This is a genomic window from Fodinibius salipaludis, from assembly GCF_002287075.1.
GTDB lineage: Bacteria > Bacteroidota > Rhodothermia > Balneolales > Balneolaceae > Fodinibius > Fodinibius salipaludis.
Genome location: NZ_NSKE01000007.1, coordinates 127,369 through 144,751, shown reverse-complemented (window position 1 = coordinate 144,751; position 17,383 = coordinate 127,369). Strand labels below are relative to the sequence as shown.

At 44.1% G+C, this 17,383-nt stretch carries 12 protein-coding genes; 5 read left to right on the top strand and 7 right to left on the bottom strand.

The window, feature by feature from the left end:
* Positions 1–15 precede the first annotated feature (15 nt).
* The 4 genes from mtnA to CK503_RS10820 all read right to left on the bottom strand — a co-directional run bounded on the left by mtnA (position 16) and on the right by CK503_RS10820 (position 6,334).
* On the bottom strand, positions 16–1,074 hold the full coding sequence (mtnA, locus tag CK503_RS10835) for an S-methyl-5-thioribose-1-phosphate isomerase (protein ID WP_095606835.1): 1,059 nt from the start codon (positions 1,072–1,074) through the stop codon (positions 16–18).
* A gap of 147 nt (positions 1,075–1,221) precedes the next feature.
* Entirely contained in the window at positions 1,222–2,934 is a 1,713-nt protein-coding gene (gene ggt / locus CK503_RS10830) for a gamma-glutamyltransferase (RefSeq protein ID WP_095606834.1), read from the bottom strand.
* 204 nt (positions 2,935–3,138) lie between these two features.
* Positions 3,139–5,832, bottom strand: coding sequence for a TonB-dependent receptor (locus CK503_RS10825; protein WP_095606833.1), 2,694 nt, complete (start codon positions 5,830–5,832; stop codon positions 3,139–3,141).
* A gap of 313 nt (positions 5,833–6,145) precedes the next feature.
* The gene (locus tag CK503_RS10820; protein ID WP_095606832.1) at positions 6,146–6,334 is read right to left on the bottom strand and encodes a hypothetical protein; all 189 of its coding nucleotides are present in this window, start codon (positions 6,332–6,334) and stop codon (positions 6,146–6,148) included.
* Positions 6,335–6,511: 177 nt separating this feature from the next.
* Here CK503_RS10820 and CK503_RS10815 point away from each other — a divergent pair, with 177 nt between their 5' ends.
* The 3 genes from CK503_RS10815 (at position 6,512) to CK503_RS10805 (ending at position 10,153) form a co-directional block, all read left to right on the top strand.
* On the top strand, positions 6,512–7,414 hold the full coding sequence (locus tag CK503_RS10815; RefSeq protein WP_176466291.1) for a collagen-like protein: 903 nt from the start codon (positions 6,512–6,514) through the stop codon (positions 7,412–7,414).
* 156 nt (positions 7,415–7,570) lie between these two features.
* Positions 7,571–8,479 carry a collagen-like protein gene (locus tag CK503_RS10810; protein ID WP_141239921.1) on the top strand — a complete coding sequence of 303 codons (909 nt, stop codon included), beginning with the start codon at positions 7,571–7,573 and terminating at the stop codon, positions 8,477–8,479.
* 144 nt (positions 8,480–8,623) lie between these two features.
* Positions 8,624–10,153, top strand: coding sequence for an IPT/TIG domain-containing protein (locus tag CK503_RS10805; RefSeq protein ID WP_095606829.1), 1,530 nt, complete (start codon positions 8,624–8,626; stop codon positions 10,151–10,153).
* Positions 10,154–10,494: 341 nt separating this feature from the next.
* Here CK503_RS10805 and CK503_RS10800 read toward each other — a convergent pair whose 3' ends face one another.
* The 3 genes from CK503_RS10800 to CK503_RS10790 form a co-directional block, all read right to left on the bottom strand.
* A complete protein-coding gene (locus tag CK503_RS10800) occupies positions 10,495–11,577 on the bottom strand; it encodes a tetratricopeptide repeat protein (protein WP_176466290.1) in 1,083 nt (360 codons plus the stop codon).
* Between the two features lie 99 nt (positions 11,578–11,676).
* Positions 11,677–13,074, bottom strand: coding sequence for a serine/threonine protein kinase (locus tag CK503_RS10795; protein ID WP_095606827.1), 1,398 nt, complete (start codon positions 13,072–13,074; stop codon positions 11,677–11,679).
* 18 nt (positions 13,075–13,092) lie between these two features.
* The gene (locus CK503_RS10790; protein WP_095606826.1) at positions 13,093–13,656 is read right to left on the bottom strand and encodes a sigma-70 family RNA polymerase sigma factor; all 564 of its coding nucleotides are present in this window, start codon (positions 13,654–13,656) and stop codon (positions 13,093–13,095) included.
* A 455-nt stretch (positions 13,657–14,111) separates the two neighbouring features.
* Here CK503_RS10790 and CK503_RS10785 point away from each other — a divergent pair, with 455 nt between their 5' ends.
* Both CK503_RS10785 and CK503_RS10780 read left to right on the top strand, forming a co-directional pair.
* Entirely contained in the window at positions 14,112–16,241 is a 2,130-nt protein-coding gene (locus tag CK503_RS10785) for an IPT/TIG domain-containing protein (protein WP_095606825.1), read from the top strand.
* Positions 16,242–16,385: 144 nt separating this feature from the next.
* Positions 16,386–17,267 carry a collagen-like protein gene (locus CK503_RS10780; protein WP_095606824.1) on the top strand — a complete coding sequence of 294 codons (882 nt, stop codon included), beginning with the start codon at positions 16,386–16,388 and terminating at the stop codon, positions 17,265–17,267.
* Positions 17,268–17,383 lie beyond the last annotated feature (116 nt).

The window sequence follows — 17,383 nt, the reverse complement described above, 5'->3', positions numbered from 1 at the left end:
TTGGTTTCTGTTATCTCAATCCTCAAAAATATTTTTGAAACTTTTCTCAAAAGGCGGCTCAATTATTCCCTCTTCTGTAACAATTCCTGAAATATATTTGTTAGGCGTAATGTCGAATGCGGGATTGTAAGCCTCTGCTTTTTTGGGCGCTATTTGTGCATCGCTGTAATTAAGGACCTCATCTTGCTCGCGCTCCTCCAGAGGGATTTCATTACCGGTTTCTATTTCCATATCGATAGTGGAAAGCGGTGCAGCGACATAAAAAGGGATTTCATTTTCCCGTGCTAATACTGCAAGGGGATAGGTCCCTATTTTATTGGCAAAATCACCATTGGCGGCAATACGATCGGCCCCAACGATAACCAGATCAACTTCTCCCCGACGCATGAGCAACCCGGCGCTGGAATCAGTTATTATTTTCATCGGTACCTCCGCATTCATCAGTTCCCAGGCAGTAAGGCGTGATCCCTGTAGCAACGGGCGTGTTTCATCCACCCAGACGAATGTTTTTTTACCTTGTTCGTAGGCGTGAAGTATTACTGAAAGGGCCGTGCCGTATTGTCCTGTTGCAAGACTGCCGGTATTGCAATGAGTTAGCACTTGGGCTTCTTTGGGGATTAGCTCAACACCGTTTTCACCAATCTTTTTGCAGGTGCGTTTGTCCTCATCATGGATAGTTTTAGCCGTTTGGAGTACGATCTCTTTAATCTCGCTGATATCCTTATCCTTATGCGCATGGATAGTCGACTTAATCCGATCCGTGGCCCATTTAAGGTTCACTGCTGTGGGCCGAGCCCCTTCCAGGTATTCAGCAATGCGATCGACTTCTACTATGAAGCTTTCAAACGAATTTTCGGGCAGATCTTTAATCCCCAAATATAAACCATAGGCCGCTGCAATCCCGATAGCGGGAGCACCGCGGATGCGTAATTTCTTAATGGCTTCCCACATGCGTCCCACATCTCGTATTTCGCTATAGACTTCGCGTCTGGGCAAGTAGGTTTGATCTAAAATACGGACATGATCTTCTCGCCATTCAATAGACTGTATTGCAGTATCAATATTATTGCTCATAGTAGAGTTGCCTCTTCTTAAATTATACGATACTGATTATGGCAAAAGGAGCCGGATTTTACAACCCTAATTAATTATGTCTTTTGGATACAACGCAGAGCATGGTATCCAGATGGAGATAGAATATTCCAGTAAAACTGATCGGACTTAATACCCTTCGGCGGCGCCGTCGCCTCGGGGGTCCGGAGCACCATATTTCAACCCATTTTCATCAACATAGACCGTATGGGCACGGCCAACACCGCTTGTTACGCTTAGCGTGTGTCCCATCTCTTTCAGTTTTTCTTTTGTATCAGGACTCAACCCAAATTCTTCGTAATATAGTTTATCGGGCATCCACTGATGATGGAAGCGTGGGGCAGAGTTGGCTTTTTGAGGCTCCATCCCAAAGACTGCCATGTTCAGAAAGTTGTGGAACGTAGCCGTAATAATACGCGGCCCACCCGCAGCCCCTAGAACCATTCTCGTGGAGTCGTTTTTAGTAACGATGGTGGGAGACATGCTGCTGAGCATCCGCTTTTTGGGAGCTACGGCATTGGCCTTGCCCTGTATCAACCCAAACATATTGGGTTCACCCGGCTGAGCGGTAAAGTCATCCATTTCGTTGTTGAGCAAAAATCCGGCCCCGTCAACCGCAATTTTGTTTCCGAAAGAGCCATTCAACGTTGTTGTTACCGCTACGGCATTTCCATTTTCATCTACGATGGAAAAATGGGTAGTTTCTTTGGATTCTTGGTATTGTAACGGATCGCCGTGCGAGATGCTGTCGCTGGAGGTAACCGTATCCCACCGAAAACTTTGCATGCGATCATGATTGTAGGCCGAATCTAACAGGCCGGATTGTGGAATACGTACAAAATCGGGATCGCCTAAGAAGTGGGCTCGGTCGGCAAAAGCGCGTCGCATAGCTTCGGTAACGAGATGGACATATTTAGCCGAGTTGAACCCCAGCTCTTTTAAATCGTAATTTTCGAGTGAGGTTAACATTTGTGCAATAGCGATACTTCCGCTGCTGGGGGGAGGCATAATGTGTAGATCGTATCCGTTGAAAGAGGTTTTTACAGGATCGCGCCATTTGCTCTCATAATTTTTTAGATCACTGTAGCTGATAATACCTCCGAGCCGTTCCATAGTATTGACGATGCGATCGGCCGTAAGTCCGGAATAAAATCCATCCCGACCCATGCGTGCAATACGATCTAAGGTTTTGGACAGATCCTCCTGTACAAATAAGTCTCCTTCTTGGTAGGGCGTTTTATCTTTCTTGGTAAAATATCGTCGGGATGTCCGGTATTCCTTGAAATCATCTGCGTAATTATTGAGGTCTTGAGCCTGTTTCCATGTCAATGGGAATCCTTCTCGCGCTAATTTGATGGCCGGTTCTATAACCGTTTCCAATGGGAGGTTTCCATAACGCTCAAGAGCCTTGATCATGCCATCAACCACACCGGGTACACCGGATGCCAGGGCCGATCTTCTGCTGAGATCCGGTTGGTATTCCCCATCTTGTATGAACATATCTTTAGTGGCTTTTTCTGGTGCCCTTTCGCGAAAGTCGAGCGAAGTAGTAGTACCATCAGCCATATGCAATACCATAAATCCGCCCCCGCCAATATTACCGGCACGTGGTTCGGTAACGGCCAATGCAAACTGTACGGCTACGGCTGCATCAACGGCATTGCCGCCTTGCTGAAGATTTTTTTTGCCCACTTGTGAGGCATGTTTTTCGGCGGAAACGACAATGCCATTTTCATAGGATTTAGCCCAGCCAATTTGAGCAATACTTTCACTGGGCAGTGATACAAAAAGTGCAATGAATAAAATCCAGGTAAGAAATCGAGAGTAAATCGTTTTGTTCATTAGACTAATTTTTTTTGAGCACACAGTTCTTGTTTTATCCAGAGAAAAGTTTTGTTGCAAGTACAATACATGCTCAGGAATTGTAGCAACGTTTTGTAAAGAATTGAATTGTAAGAGAATTAACAACGAATATCTAAAATAATACCCAATGTACTCTCTACTCCGGAAATGAAGGAGCAGAGAGCATTGGGTTAACGTGCTTTGTTAAAATGATATTGAGAGTTTTGAATAGACATATCGCCCATTAAATCCAAGTGGTGAAGCAGTGGGATACGGGAATATGCCAAGGAAATTAGAGTGATCAGGAGTAAGATCCGGGTAATTGTCGAGCAGGTTTCGGGCTCCTACCGTAATGCGGGCATATCCTTCCACTATTTGGTAACTGGTCGACAAATTAATAACCCATTCGCTGCCCAACGTATAATCTTGAGCAGGATCCTGATCCGGTACCAGTACTTCTCCATACCGCTTGCTCATCATGCTTAAACTAAACGGACCGTTATCATAGGTGGCCTCCAGGTTAAGCGTATTTTTAGGGCGTTCCCGGGCAAGTTCTAAACGAGCCTCACGGCCGAATATACTTTCCCCAAATGACTGACTTAATTGTGTAGGAGTAGCTACTCCACTTGCCAGACGATTTCGGGTACTGTTTAAGGCACTTTTCAAATACAGTGTGCCGTTCTCACCTATCACGGTTCGATATGATGCTGTTAAGTCAATTCCCCACGTTCTGGTATCAATGGCGTTAGAAAACATTTGAACGCGTTGGGCCCCATATTGCGAAACCAGATTCTCAATTTCCGTACCGGCCATATTTCCTGATAAAATGATCCGATCTTCGATATCGATATGGAAAACATCAACAGTAAAAGTAAAGGCATCAGTAGGACTTACAGCAAGACCGCCACTCACGTTGAACGATTTTTCCTCTTTTAAATCCGGAACACCGAGGGCATCCGCTACTTCACTTTCATTATTAAAGAGTCCAACTTCGTATGGCACATTATTAATAAAGGTTGTAGATACCTTTGAAAAATAACGTTGTGCAAGGTTGGGAGCTCTAAAACCAGTACTTACCGCCCCCCGGAATATGAGCTCTTCCTGTGGTTGAAAACGCATGGCTAACTTACCGTTAATTGTTTCCCCAAAATCGCTGTAGCTTTCAAATCGTCCTGCAACATTCATCAGAAACTTTTCGGTAATGTCAGCTTCTAAATCCACATAGGTTGCAATATTTGACCGGCTTTCATCTACTACCTGACTTGGACGGAAACCGGGAAATACCTGGGCACCGGGAGCAGCACGGCCACCATTTTGATTGGTTTTAACAGGGCCATCGATATAAGAATTTTCTTCGCCGGCGGTAATCTCATACTGATCGATGCGATAGACAGCGCCTGTAGCAAAGTTAAGCGGACCGGCAAGACCTACATCAAATGTTCGATCGAGATCGAGCATGGCATGAGACTGTTGGAATCCAACCGTGCCAGCATAAAATTCTGTTTGCGTGGAGTTAGGACCAAGCGTCACATTAAGTGAGTTTGTGATGTTGTACTCGAAATCATTGCTGCCTGTTTGCAGATTGAAATCGTAATTCCATTCGCCTATCTGTCCACGAAGACCGAGAGAACCAGAGTAATCATTGATTTTTATATCAAATTCGGGCAGAAATCCAATCGGATATATTTCCGGCCAGTTGCGATCTCCTAATGATCGGCGATAAAAACCCTGACCGAGGGCGTCGCGATAACTGTAGCCGCCGAAAGCATATACTTCCATCGATTCGTTAATGGGAATGGCAGAATTGCCCCAAAGATAATAATTGTCTGATTCGCCGCTGCCCCAGTGAAAGTTAGGCTGTTGAACAGGATTGTTTTTTTCAACGACCTCTTGGACGCCGTCGCCATCCATATCCATGACAATATCACCATCACCTGCCATGATTTGATCGCGTGGACTTGCACCGGCCCGATTTGTTGGATCTTGCAGGCGAAGTTCACCAAATAGATTAATATATCCGTTTTCACCGATTGGCAATCCATAGGCGGCGGTAAAGTCTTGGGTTGTTCCATCATTGGAAAAATTGTCGGTGGCATTGCCGCCCAGTTTGTAACTCATAGAAAGAGGAACCGGTTCCTCTTTAAGCTGAATATTTACAACTCCCGCTATGGCATCTGATCCGTACTGCGCAGCGGCACCATCACGCAATACCTCCATTTGTTGCACTGCACTGGCCGGGATGGCATTCATATCCACCGGGCTTGACCCTTTTTGGATGCCCGATCCCAGTCTGTTAACGAGCGCCGACTTGTGGCGTCGTTTTCCATTGATAAGTACCAGCGTATGGTCGGGGCTAAGTCCACGTAAGGTAAATGATCGCAAGGCATCCATTCCGTCAGCAACTGTTTGCTGGGGAAAGTTGACCGAGGGTGCGACCTGTTCAAGCATTTGTCCAACTTCTGAAGAACCGACTTTTTCCAGGTCAAGGGCAGTATATACATCAACTGGAACCGCCAGTTCATCTGCAGCGGTGTGTCCGGCACGCGAACCCACTGTTACAGTTACTCCTTCACCCATGACGGCTGTTTCTTGCATGGTAAAATTTCGGGTTACCGTCTGTCCAGCAGACAATGATATTTCTTCATCTATTTGTTGGTATCCCACAAAGGTAACCCGTACGGTGTATGTGCCGGGATCAATATTTTCTATGGTGTAGCTCCCGTCTTCGTCTGCAGCTGTACCCTGGGAGCTCTCAACTAAGAAAATATTAGCTCCTGCAAGTGCTTCGCCATTGGTATCCAATATAGTACCTTCTAATGTGGCTGGGCTTTGCGCGAAAAGCACTAATGGGAATAGCAATATTATGAATACAGAAAATAATCTAACTGTTGATTTCATATCTTATCTGTCCTCGTTATTGTTTTTGTTTGACTTAGAGGAATCCTTACCCCCTCAACCGATATAAAAAATATTTACAAACATGTAAAAAAAATTTAATGTTGAATGGGTTATTTGTCAATTTTTTGGGCAAAACCGCATGTTTTTAAATAGGATCCATTTATTAAGTAACAGGCTGTTAAGTCATAGATTGGATTTTCGAAAAAGAAGATTGGTTATGACTTTCGTTAAGAAAAGCGTTACATGATCCACGGAGTTATACTTTTGTTATAGAAAAATATCCAAGGATTTTTTGATTGGAATCCTGCCGATGTCAGCGGTCTTCTAAAAAGTTTGCGGTGTTTGCTTCCCGGATAGCATTTAAAAGGGAGCGAACTTGCTTATATAATTTGTGATCAGGTTTGCAGGCTTTTTCGACAAACTCTTCTTGTTGCTGTTGATCTTCGAAAGTCAGCGCCTCATCCAGAATGAGTTCAATTTTTTGCCACCGTGATTGATCCATAAAAGTAAATTATGTCCTTTCTCTTGTATATAGTATATGCGAAATCCAGATGAAAAATGGGCCAAAAAAGTTTACATGTACGTGCTAACTTTTTTATTGGTATGGATTTGATCTCTTTTAATTCGCAGTGACGTATATCATTATGTAGGATTTATAAATTCAAAAAAAGTAAAAAATATGCATCGAATAACACGAATAGTAACGCTACTGTTAGTTTGTTCAATTTCAATTTTTATGGCTTGTGAGGGGCCGTCCGGTTCCGAAGGGCCACAAGGTCCAGAAGGACCAGAAGGCCCCGTTGGTCCGGCCGGTGAAGACGGCAGCATGATGTATTCCGGGCAGGATGCACCCGATGCCACCACGGGTGAAAATGGGGATTATTATTTAGATGAAACGACAGGAGAGCTGTATGGCCCAAAGAACGATGATGGGTGGGGAACTCCAATAAGTTTGCAAGGCCCTCCGGGACAAGATGGGCAAGATGGTGAGGATGGCAGCCAGATTCACTCTGGAAGTGGCGCCCCTGATGCGTCATTGGGGTCGGTAGGTGACTACTACCTGGATGAAGACAGCTACGATCTATATGGTCCGAAGACCGAAAACGGTTGGGATACCCCGATAAACTTGAAGGGAACGGCTAATGTGATGTACTCTTCTTGGATTACGGTACCTGGTGAAGCATCTGAATGGAGTGCCGAGGAAGTAAGTGGTGATAGTATTCGCTATCATGATATCGCAGCCAATGCTCTTACGGAAGATATCGTAGGTCAAGGGGTGGTGAATGTGTATGCTGATTTTAGGGATGTAGAACCTGACATTGATCAGATTTATGCTCTCCCTATGTCAAATTTACCCGGTTTCGCAGTCAGTTTATATTATCAGTTTTCGTTACAGAATGTGATGATTGCCTATTATGACCCGTCTGCCAAAGGTACTGATCTGGGGCCACTCACTGTCGATACAAAGTTTCGGTATGTCATTATCCCGGGCGGGGTAGCGGCTAAAAGCAAGATGACAAAAGATGAAATAAAGGAAATGCCGTATAATGAGGTAAAAAAACGCTTTGGTATTCAAGAGTAAAACTCTAAAATAGCGTAAATCGCTAAAAGGCTCTGTCGTTTTCGGCAGGGCTTTTTTTATGGATCGCAGACTACTCATAAAATTTGTCCTCATTCCGCTTGCCGTTACGCATGTTACTATGTGGTATTCATTAATTCCAAAAAACGATTAGTAACTATGCATCGAATAACACGAATAGTGACGCTACTGTTAGTTTGTTCAATGACCATTTTTATAGCCTGCGAGGGACCGTCCGGTTCTGAAGGCCCACAAGGTCCAGAAGGACCAGAAGGCCCCGTTGGTCCGGCCGGTGAAGATGGGAGTATGATACACGCCGGGGACGGTACACCTGATGCAAGTCTTGGTGAAAATGGAGATTACTATTTAGATGAAACGACAGGAGAGTTGTATGGCCCGAAGAATGATGACGGCTGGGGAACCCCCATCAGCCTGCAAGGACCTCCCGGTCAAGATGGTCAAGACGGAGAAGACGGCAGTCAGATACACGCAGGCAGCGGCGCGCCTGATGCCTCGCTTGGAGCCGTAGGCGATTATTACCTGGACGAAGACAGTTACGACCTGTATGGTCCGAAAACCGAAAGCGGCTGGGGAACTCCTATCAATCTGAAAGGAACGGCAAATGTCATGTATTCTTCCTGGATTACGATACCTGCTGGAGAATCTGGATGGACTGCTGGAGAAACAGCTGGTGATAGTCTACGTTACCATGATATCTCAGCCAATGCTCTAACGGAAGATATCGTAGATCAAGGAGTGGTAAATGTATACGCAGATTTGAGAGATGTAGGGCCATCATTTGAACATATTCGTGCTTTGCCCATGACAGATTTACCTGGGTTCAATTTGGGTACCAGTTTTTATCATCAGTTTTCGGTACAAAATATACAGATTGCCTTTTTCTACTTGGATAATAAGCAAACGGAGCCCGCCCCAATGACAGTAGAAACAAAGTTTCGGTATGTCATTATCCCCGGCGGCGTAGCGGCTAAAAGTAAGTTGACAAAAGATGAAATCAAGGGAATGCCGTATCATGAGGCAAAAAAGCGCTTTGGCATTCAAGAGTAGAACGTACGAATAGCGTATTAAGCTAAAGAGCCCTGTCGTTTTTGGCAGGGCTTTTTTTATGGATCACAGGTTACTTATAAAATTTGTCCTCATTCCGCTTGTAACTAAGTGAAGAATCATAAATGATAATAAATCTTTGGATTTATGAGACGATTCCTACTTATGACAATTTGTGTTGCTATAGTATTTGCTTTTGGCTCGTGTGGTACGGATTCCGGCGGGCCTAATCCCCAGATCGACGGGCTGCAGCCCGACAGCGGCCCGCCGGGGACGATGGTAACGGTCAACGGCTCCGGGTTTAGCCCCGAGGCGGCCAGCAATACCGTGACCTTCGATGGCACGACCGCACCGGTCAACAGTGCCACCGAATCGACCATCGAAACTGAGGTCCCAGACGGGCTTTCGCAAGGCTCGGTGCCGGTAGAGGTGACCGTCGGCGACCAGACCGCTTCAGGTCCGTCGTTTACCGTCGAGCAGGCGGCCCCGGGGATCAGTTCTGTGGAGCCCGACAGCGGTACGGTGGGCACGGAAGTGACCATCAACGGCATGAACTTTTCGGCGACAGCCTCCGAGAACACGATTGCGTTTAATGGCACCCAGGCGCCGGTTAACGGTGCAGCGGAGGACCAGCTGCTGACCGAAGTACCGCAGGGCGCTACGGACGGACCGATTGAGGTAACCGTCAAACAAAAAAGCACCACCGGTCCGGATTTTGACGTGATTACTGAGGGCACTCTGAAGTTGATTACCAGTACCAGTGGTAAAAATCAGGATTCCAATGGCTATACCGGTACCGTAGATGGCTCGGCCAGCAAGCTGTTTAAAGCGAACGATGACAAGTTCTTTGTTGACCTGCAGAAAGGCAGCCACGACGTGGAGCTGTCCGGCATTGCCCAGAACTGCACAGTCTCCGGCAACAACCCGCGCAGCGTAAGCATCACGGCCGGCGATACCACCTCGACGACATTTGATGTAAGTTGTCAGGCGGTGGCGACGGATAAGATTGTCTTTGATTCCGACCGTGCTTCCGGTAGTAGTCGTAATTTTGACATTTATATAATGAGTTCGGATGGCTCATCTCCGTTTCGTCTTACAACTGATCCTGCATATGAATTTGATCCTGATGTTTCGCCAGACGGTACAAAAATTCTGTTTAGTAGTGAACGGGATGGCAATAGAGAGATTTATACCATGGATGCTGACGGATCTAACCTCACCAGAATTACTAATAACTCAACGGGAGACGTTGCACCAACATGGTCGCCGGATGGCAGTGAAATAGCTTTTATTTCCAACCGCGATGAAAGTACTGGTGAGCTATATACGATGAATGCCGATGGTTCCTCGGTACAGCGCCTGACAAACAATTCAGCTTATAATGATTCCCCGGATTGGTCGCCAGACGGATCAAAAATTGCCTTTCGCTCTAACCGAGATGGCGATTATGATATCTACAAAATAAACCCTGATGGTTCTGGCTTACAACAGTTAACCATTAACTCAGTACGTGATTCTGAACCAGCATGGTCACCGGATGGTGAGCACATAATTTTCCAGTCTGAACTACCCAGTAACCGAGATCTTTACAAGATGTCGAAAGCAGGTAACAATTTAATTAATCTAACCGATGATCCGGCTCTTGATGGCGGACCTTCTTGGGGGCCTCAGAACTGATGATACATAATGCTTGAGAGATAAAAAAAACTAAATTTACCTGCAGTGGTCTGAGAACTACTGCAGGTTTTTTGTTTGTTTCTTATTCTGTTCTTATCTGGTTCTCACACCCTCGAAAGCTTCGGTTAAACAAGACTCTGATGCTGCAACCAAGAAACAGCCAGCCGAGGAGAAGTTGTCCCCATTCCGTCTACCGTTACATATGTTGTTATATAGAGCTTCATTAAGTGAATACGGTTAAATACGAATACGTAAAATAATCATCTGCCCGTAGCAGTATGAAGGCTGCTACGGGCTTTTTGTTACAACTACCAAACTACTGAGTGGTCTGTTGAAAGAGTTTATTGTGTTGAAGAAAAAATATTTCGCAGTGAATCTGCTTCTTGGATGTTTCCCTTAGATTCAAGTATATCAAGCAGCTGTTGCAAAGGTATTTGAATGTCCTCACTTGAAGAATCATAACGCTCCGTACGGATAGATAGTACTTTTCGGAATAAAGTTTCCGCTTGTTCTATTTGTCCACTGCGATAGGCATTTTCTGCTTTATTATGTAGCACACCTACGATTCTGGGGTGATTATCAGGATAGTGTTTTTTAAGAATGTGTAGCGCTTGGTCGTAAAGCGAATCGGCCTTTGAATATTGTTTTTTTGATCTAAAAATATAGGCATAGTCGCTTAAATGTTGTCCCATAGTGGGATGCGTTTTGCCTAACTCATTACGGGTAATTTGTAATGCCCGTTTTATCATTGTTTTAGCAGAATTGATTTTACCCTGCTTTAAGAGTATGTTGGAGAAATTGCTGCTAACAGTGACAATTTCGGGATGTGACGGGCCATACAATTTTTCTGACATTGCAAGTGATCTTTGATAATGCTCACCGGCTTTCACCAAGCTGTCTTGTTCTTTATAAATAATGGCTAAATTGTTGAAGTTATTTGCTTTGCCGGGATGAGGGCCATTTATGTTAGCTTGCAGGATATCGAGCGATTTAAATTGATTTATTTTTGCTTGCTCATAGTTGTCTTGTTTTCTCAGTATTGATGCCAAAATGTAATAGGGTTCAGCCAATTGCAGGTGCGTACGGTTATGAATATTTTCTTTAATATTTATAGCTTCCTGCACCATTGATAGCGCTTCGTCATAATTAGCGTTAATTCGTTTTACGTAGGCAAGATCGGCCAGAAGTTTGCTGTATTCTTCGGTATCAGATTCTCCTGCTTTTTGAAAAAGGGTTACAGCTTGATCCATTGCTTTTTCCGCTTCATCAAAATCCCCTTTATCGCGCAGTATTAACCCTCTTATATTATAAGCTTCAGCCTTTTCTGCAAGGGGTATGCTCAAAGTGTCCTGTATTTCTACAACTTGTTGCATAAGAGGATCCGCTTTGTCGATTTCTCCCAGAGAACGATAAGTGTGGGCCATAACCTGCATAACATTTGCTTTTACTTCGGGAGATTGGTCAAGTTTTCGTACTCGGTCATATCCCTGATTAAGGAATTCCCGAACGGTAATAGTATCCCCTTATGCATTTTCAGGGTAATTGCTTTCGATGAGATCAGTTAAAAAAGAAGTGACTTGCTCAGCTTTTTTTGCTTCGGTCTGAGCAATATTCCGTTCCTGGGTAATCTGCCACGAATAGTAGAATATAATTCCAGCGATAATTAGAAGAATGCCAGCGGCCGTGGATAACGGTGTTTTATATCGGCGAAAAAACTTTGAAGTTTTATATCTGAACGTATCTTCCCGTGCAATAATCGGACGGTTCTGCTCTCGACGATCCAGATCCTCCAATAATTGCGTTACGGCATCATAACGAGCTTCCGGCTCTTTGCGCAGAATCTTCATTACGATCGCATCCAGATCGCCCTGTAATGTATGTGTCAAATTATCGGCAGATAGCTTGCGAAGCCGGGCATTCTCATGTTGCTGATTAGTATTGAGCTCTTTATATCTGGCAGAAGGTTTGGATGGTAGTTTATTACGGATGAGATCTTCTATCTCAGTAAGATCTTTCTCATCCATATCAAAAGGATGAACGCCCGTTAACAATTCGTATAAAAGAATGCCCAGCGTGTAGATATCGGTTTTTGTAGTAATAGTTTGATGCTCAACTTGTTCAGGCGCGGCATAGCCGAGAGTCAGAATCCGTGCCCCGGTTTGTGTTTCAAATAATTTTGTATCGGGATCTTCGGGCTCCAGCAATTTGGCAATACCGAAGTCGAGAATTTTCACCTGACCATTTTCTGTGATCAGGATGTTTGAAGGCTTAAGATCCCGGTGGATAATAGCATTGTTGTGGGCGTGATGTACCGCTTTACAAATGCATTTAAAAAGATCCAGACGCTTTTCTAACGAAAGTTTATTGTCATCACAATAGGTATAAAGCGGAGTACCCTCTACATATTCCATCACCAGGTAGGGCAGTCCTTCTTCAGTCATGCCGCCGTCTAACAGTCGCGCAATATTGGGATGATTGAGCTTGGCCAGTATATTGCGCTCACGCTTAAATCGAGCAATATTTGAAGGCGTATCCATGCCTCGGCGCATTAATTTTAAGGCTACTTTTTGAGTGTAGGCCTTGTCTGCGCGTTCACCCAGAAATACCGATCCCATTCCGCCGTGGCCAATGAGCTCGATAAGTTTGTAGCTGTCGATCGTAGTACCGACGAGGGAAGACGTGTTCTTACGAGTTTCTTGTTCCGAAATCTCCCGGGCCAAGTGTCGGGGATAATTTTCGAGTCCCTCCAAATAATTTTCCGTATCGGATTGCTCGATTGAGGAGAGAAGTTCGGTAACCTGCCGCTTGATCTGCTCGTTGCCTTCACATTCCTCTTGTATATAGGTTGCTCGTTCTTTTTCATTTAGGTCAAGAGCGGTATCTACAATGTCGTTGATTTTCTTCCATTGTTTCTGATCCATACGAAAAGCACTTCCGAGTTATTCCTTTTTTAATTCTTTATAAAGCCATCCTCGGGCCTTGGCCCAGTCGCGTTTGACAGTGCGTTCTGATACATCCAGCGCCTTGGCAGTCTGGTGAACCGTCATTTGTCCGAAATAACGGAGTGTTACCACATCAGCCATCCGTTCATCCAGTTGGGCAAGTTCGTCTAATTTTTTATCGAGATTGATGAGTTCTTTAGACTCCTGATGGGCTTTTAGTAATTCGTCGATATAGGTAACGTCTTTTTGATCCCCGCCGCGTTTCTCGGCTTTCTTTTTTCGGGCATGGTCTACCAGAATTTGTCGCATGCATCGGGCTGCTATTGCGAAAAAGTGATTTTTATTTTTCAGTTCAAGGCTGGTTTGGTCAATCATCTTCAGATAGACCTCATGGACTAACGCCGTTTCTGATACGGTAATATCGCGATCTTCAGATTTAAGTTTGGAGAATGCAAGACGTTTTAACTCCTGATAAACTATCGGGAATAGCTCGTCGTAGGCCTGTTCAGATCCCGCCTGAACTTTTTGTAGTAGTTTCGTGACACGAGTTTCTTTACTCATCGCAAACGGGCTAATAATTGTGTGTAAAAGTATTTAGGAAATAATTTTAATAAAAAACTATAAAGGCAAATAATTGAATAGTCTAACCGATCGACTTTTATATTCCTGAATTTGCCTCTGTTACTGCTCTACAAAGTTCGATTTTTTAGCCGCTTGAATAGTTGACAGCAAAGATGTGAATGTTGATAAAGTGGGTCATTACTCCGGTATACTTTTTATATCTCTTTTCTGCTATTCAGCTGATTTCTATGTGAGAATATGTCAATTATTGGGGCATTTTTTACCGTTGTTGATCGATATAGCCGTATAAAAATTCATCCCATTTATTGGGATGTGCAATAATTAAATGGAAAGGGATAAATCAGGTCTAATTTATTCAATTTGTCCGCCTTTAGTCTGCTATTACGCAACATACTATACAAGGATTAATTTGAACAAAAGATCAGTTTGTTACCATGAAATTAATATCAAAATTTCTATTCATCATTTTTATCGTATCAGGGTTCACCATAGCATGTAGTGATAAAGAAGGAGGTGTAGGGCCCGATCCATCTCCACAGCTTAGTATTAGTTCAGTAAATCCTACTACAGGACCAGAGGGAACATTAGTTACTATTGAGGGAAAGGGGTTCAGCGATCACAGCTCAGGTAATAATGTTATTTTTAATGACGTGGAAGCTTCTGTTGATTCTGCAGCTACTGATTTTATTAAAACAAAAGTACCAGAGGGCGCTACAAGTGGAAAGGTTAAAGTTATCGTTGATCAGGATACGGTAAAAGGTCCAGCATTTACGGTAGAAGCCAGTGCTCCGGGTATTAGCTCCGTAGAACCTGGTAACGGTCCTGTAGGTACAAAGGTGACCATTAAAGGGGTAAACTTTTCATCAACATCTGCTGAGAACACCATAACATTCAATGGTACAACGGCCCCGGTTAATAGTGCTGATGAAGAGCAAATTGAAACTCAGGTGCCTTTGAATGCTACGGATGGTCCGATCGAAATAACAGTGAATAATAAGTCAACCACAGGACCGGATTTTGATGTAAAAGGACCAAAAATTACATCGGTCATGCCAGATACAGCAGTTGTAGGAGCCGAGGTTCTTATCGAAGGCAAAAATTTCAGTAAAAATGCTTCGGATAATGTTTTGACGTTTGGCGGGGTACAAGCCACCGTTGATAGTGCAGCCAAGGATGCGTTAAAGGCAAAAGTTCCCGAAGGAGCATCAGGCGGAGCGGTAAGTATCACAGTGGGAGAGCTGTCTGATGATGCTGATTTTTCAATCATAACAGAATTACAAGCCTGTTATGGTAATAATATCCAGCTTGATGCAACCCTTGAATGGGTTAGCCAAGGATTGACAACCTCCGATAAAGATGATAAGTCGCAGGATATGGCGATGGATTCCAATGGGAATTTATACATGGTGCTGCGTGATCGAGGAGTTGTGGCAAAATATGATCCTGAAGGAGATAAAGTCTGGGAATCAAATTTTGATTCAAAACTCAAGTCAACGACATGGAGAGGCATTGAAGTTGATGGTAATAGCGTATATATCGTTGGAGAACGTGGGGTTTCAAACCAAGGCTTGGGAGAAGCGAAATTAGAGTATCACTTTTCAACTTTGAAAGATGGCAATTCCAATACAGGAGGTAGAGACGCCGTATTGGCCCGTCTTGATGCAGGTTCTGGCAGCCTTGGATGGGCCCAGCAATTTGGTTCTCCTGACCTTGATGAGCTCAATAATGAAACGGTTGCCGTGTTGCCGTCGGGTGAAATTCTGGTCTCTATTAGAATGAGCGGTCCTTTCACACCGAATAATAAAGAACCAAATAAGGGATCTCATGATGTGGCTATTGCCAAATTCCAGCAGAACGGTACGCTACAAACAGTAAAACAAATTGAGGCATACACGGCCCCATACAGTATTGCTACCGACGGTCAAAGCCGGGTATTTCTTGGAGCAAGAAATGATGATGGCAACACTGTATTTGCAAGACTTAACAGTGGCTTACAAATCGAAGCGTCAAGCGAACAGGTGACCAATCAAATTAAACAGCCTATTCCGATGCCGGATGGAGGAGCTGTTGTGTATGGGAATACGGGCACTCCGGTTGAAGCAAATAAAAATGTATATATCAAGGATGCGTATGTGCAGCGCCTCAGTTCAAGTGGCGGGGAAAAGTGGGTTCATCAGCAGAAGTTCGATGATAGCGGATCCACAAAATATGTAGATGGCGTACGAGTCCCTGGTGGAGGAGTTGTTCTTGCGGGCCAAAATGCGTCAGAGATTGGGGGCCTTCCATACCTTGGCATTTATGCAGATGATGGAACCCCGCTTTTCATCGATGGTAGTAAAAAGTCTACCTTTTTTGAATTCGAAGATGATAAGAAAGGACGGGGTTTTCCTACGGCCATCGAAGCTTACCGAGATGCCAATGGCGAGGTGAATGTATTTACGTTGGGCGTGACGACTTCGAGTTGGCCGGGGCGCGGGGATGATGACAATGTAGATCCCAAGGGAGGCAAAGATATGTGGATAACCGGCATGACATTGGAATGCACTATGTCTAACAGTAAATAATTTTTAAACTGGCTGTTTCCTTGCCTGCAGTAATTTATTTGCTGCAGGCTTTTTTATTTCCATCGGAATCGATTTGTCCACATTCTGCTACCTGTTACGCAGGTTGCTACGTTAGATTCATTAATTCGAAAAAAAAGAATAACTATGAAACGAATAACACGAATAGTGACGCTACTGTTAGTTTGTTCAATATCCATTTTTATAGCCTGCGAGGGCCCGTCCGGTTCTGAAGGGCCTCAGGGTCTGGAAGGTCCCGAAGGCCCCGTTGGTCCGGCCGGTGAAGACGGCAGCATGATGTATTCTGGACAGGGCGCACCCGGTGCCGATATCGGAGCAGAAGGAGACTATTACATCAATACCAATAACGGTGAGATGTATGGTCCCAAAGATACTGATGGCTGGGGCAATCCTATTATGGTGCTGATGGGTAAAGACGGACAAGATGGTGAAGATGGAAGTCAGATTCATGCGGGGAGCGGCGCGCCCGATCCCTCGTTGGGCAAAGTTGATGATTTTTATTTGGATAAAGCCAATTACGATATGTATGGACCCAAGACTGATCAGGGTTGGGGATCCCCCATTAATCTGAAAGGGGCCGACGGGAATGCCAATGTAACTCGGTATATTTTCCCCGGATATGATTTTAGTTCTAATAATTATAATCCCTTAAATATCCCAGTGGATGATAAAGCTGAAATGGTAGAAAGTGCTTGGCTGGTTTATCTGGTTGGCCAATCCAGTCCAAATGTTGATGAGGCTTATTGGTCTATACCAGGTTATGGTAATAATGGGAATACTTTTTATACAAGTGAGCATCATTACTATGATAGTCGTGAGGAAGTTGTTTTTGCAATTTCGTGTGATCCAAATGTTCAAGGAGAGCAGTACGATCGTATTGAAATTGTTCAGATAGAAGCAAGTAATAATGAAGATCACAGAAAGCAAGTAACAGAAACAATTTTGCCAAAAGATTTAGATACCTCAAACTATCAAGAAGTAGCTGAATACTATGGGTTCTATCAGTAAATGGTAATTTTCAAAGAAAAAATTGCCCGTAGTTAACGAATCTTCCTTTTCTAAAGATCAAATGAGCCCTGTCGTTTTTGGCAGGGCTTTTTTTATGGTTTATTGGCAACTCAAAA

What these genes read in the sequence shown, in the direction of transcription:
- mtnA (WP_095606835.1), bottom strand. Translation starts at nt 1,074, where the DNA reads ATGAGCAATAATATTGATACTGCAATACAGTCTATTGAATGGCGAGAA.
- ggt (WP_095606834.1), bottom strand. Translation starts at nt 2,934, where the DNA reads ATGAACAAAACGATTTACTCTCGATTTCTTACCTGGATTTTATTCATT.
- CK503_RS10825 (WP_095606833.1), bottom strand. Translation starts at nt 5,832, where the DNA reads ATGAAATCAACAGTTAGATTATTTTCTGTATTCATAATATTGCTATTC.
- CK503_RS10820 (WP_095606832.1), bottom strand. Translation starts at nt 6,334, where the DNA reads ATGGATCAATCACGGTGGCAAAAAATTGAACTCATTCTGGATGAGGCG.
- CK503_RS10815 (WP_176466291.1), top strand. Translation starts at nt 6,512, where the DNA reads ATGCATCGAATAACACGAATAGTAACGCTACTGTTAGTTTGTTCAATT.
- CK503_RS10810 (WP_141239921.1), top strand. Translation starts at nt 7,571, where the DNA reads ATGCATCGAATAACACGAATAGTGACGCTACTGTTAGTTTGTTCAATG.
- CK503_RS10805 (WP_095606829.1), top strand. Translation starts at nt 8,624, where the DNA reads ATGAGACGATTCCTACTTATGACAATTTGTGTTGCTATAGTATTTGCT.
- CK503_RS10800 (WP_176466290.1), bottom strand. Translation starts at nt 11,577, where the DNA reads ATGGCCCACACTTATCGTTCTCTGGGAGAAATCGACAAAGCGGATCCT.
- CK503_RS10795 (WP_095606827.1), bottom strand. Translation starts at nt 13,074, where the DNA reads ATGGATCAGAAACAATGGAAGAAAATCAACGACATTGTAGATACCGCT.
- CK503_RS10790 (WP_095606826.1), bottom strand. Translation starts at nt 13,656, where the DNA reads ATGAGTAAAGAAACTCGTGTCACGAAACTACTACAAAAAGTTCAGGCG.
- CK503_RS10785 (WP_095606825.1), top strand. Translation starts at nt 14,112, where the DNA reads ATGAAATTAATATCAAAATTTCTATTCATCATTTTTATCGTATCAGGG.
- CK503_RS10780 (WP_095606824.1), top strand. Translation starts at nt 16,386, where the DNA reads ATGAAACGAATAACACGAATAGTGACGCTACTGTTAGTTTGTTCAATA.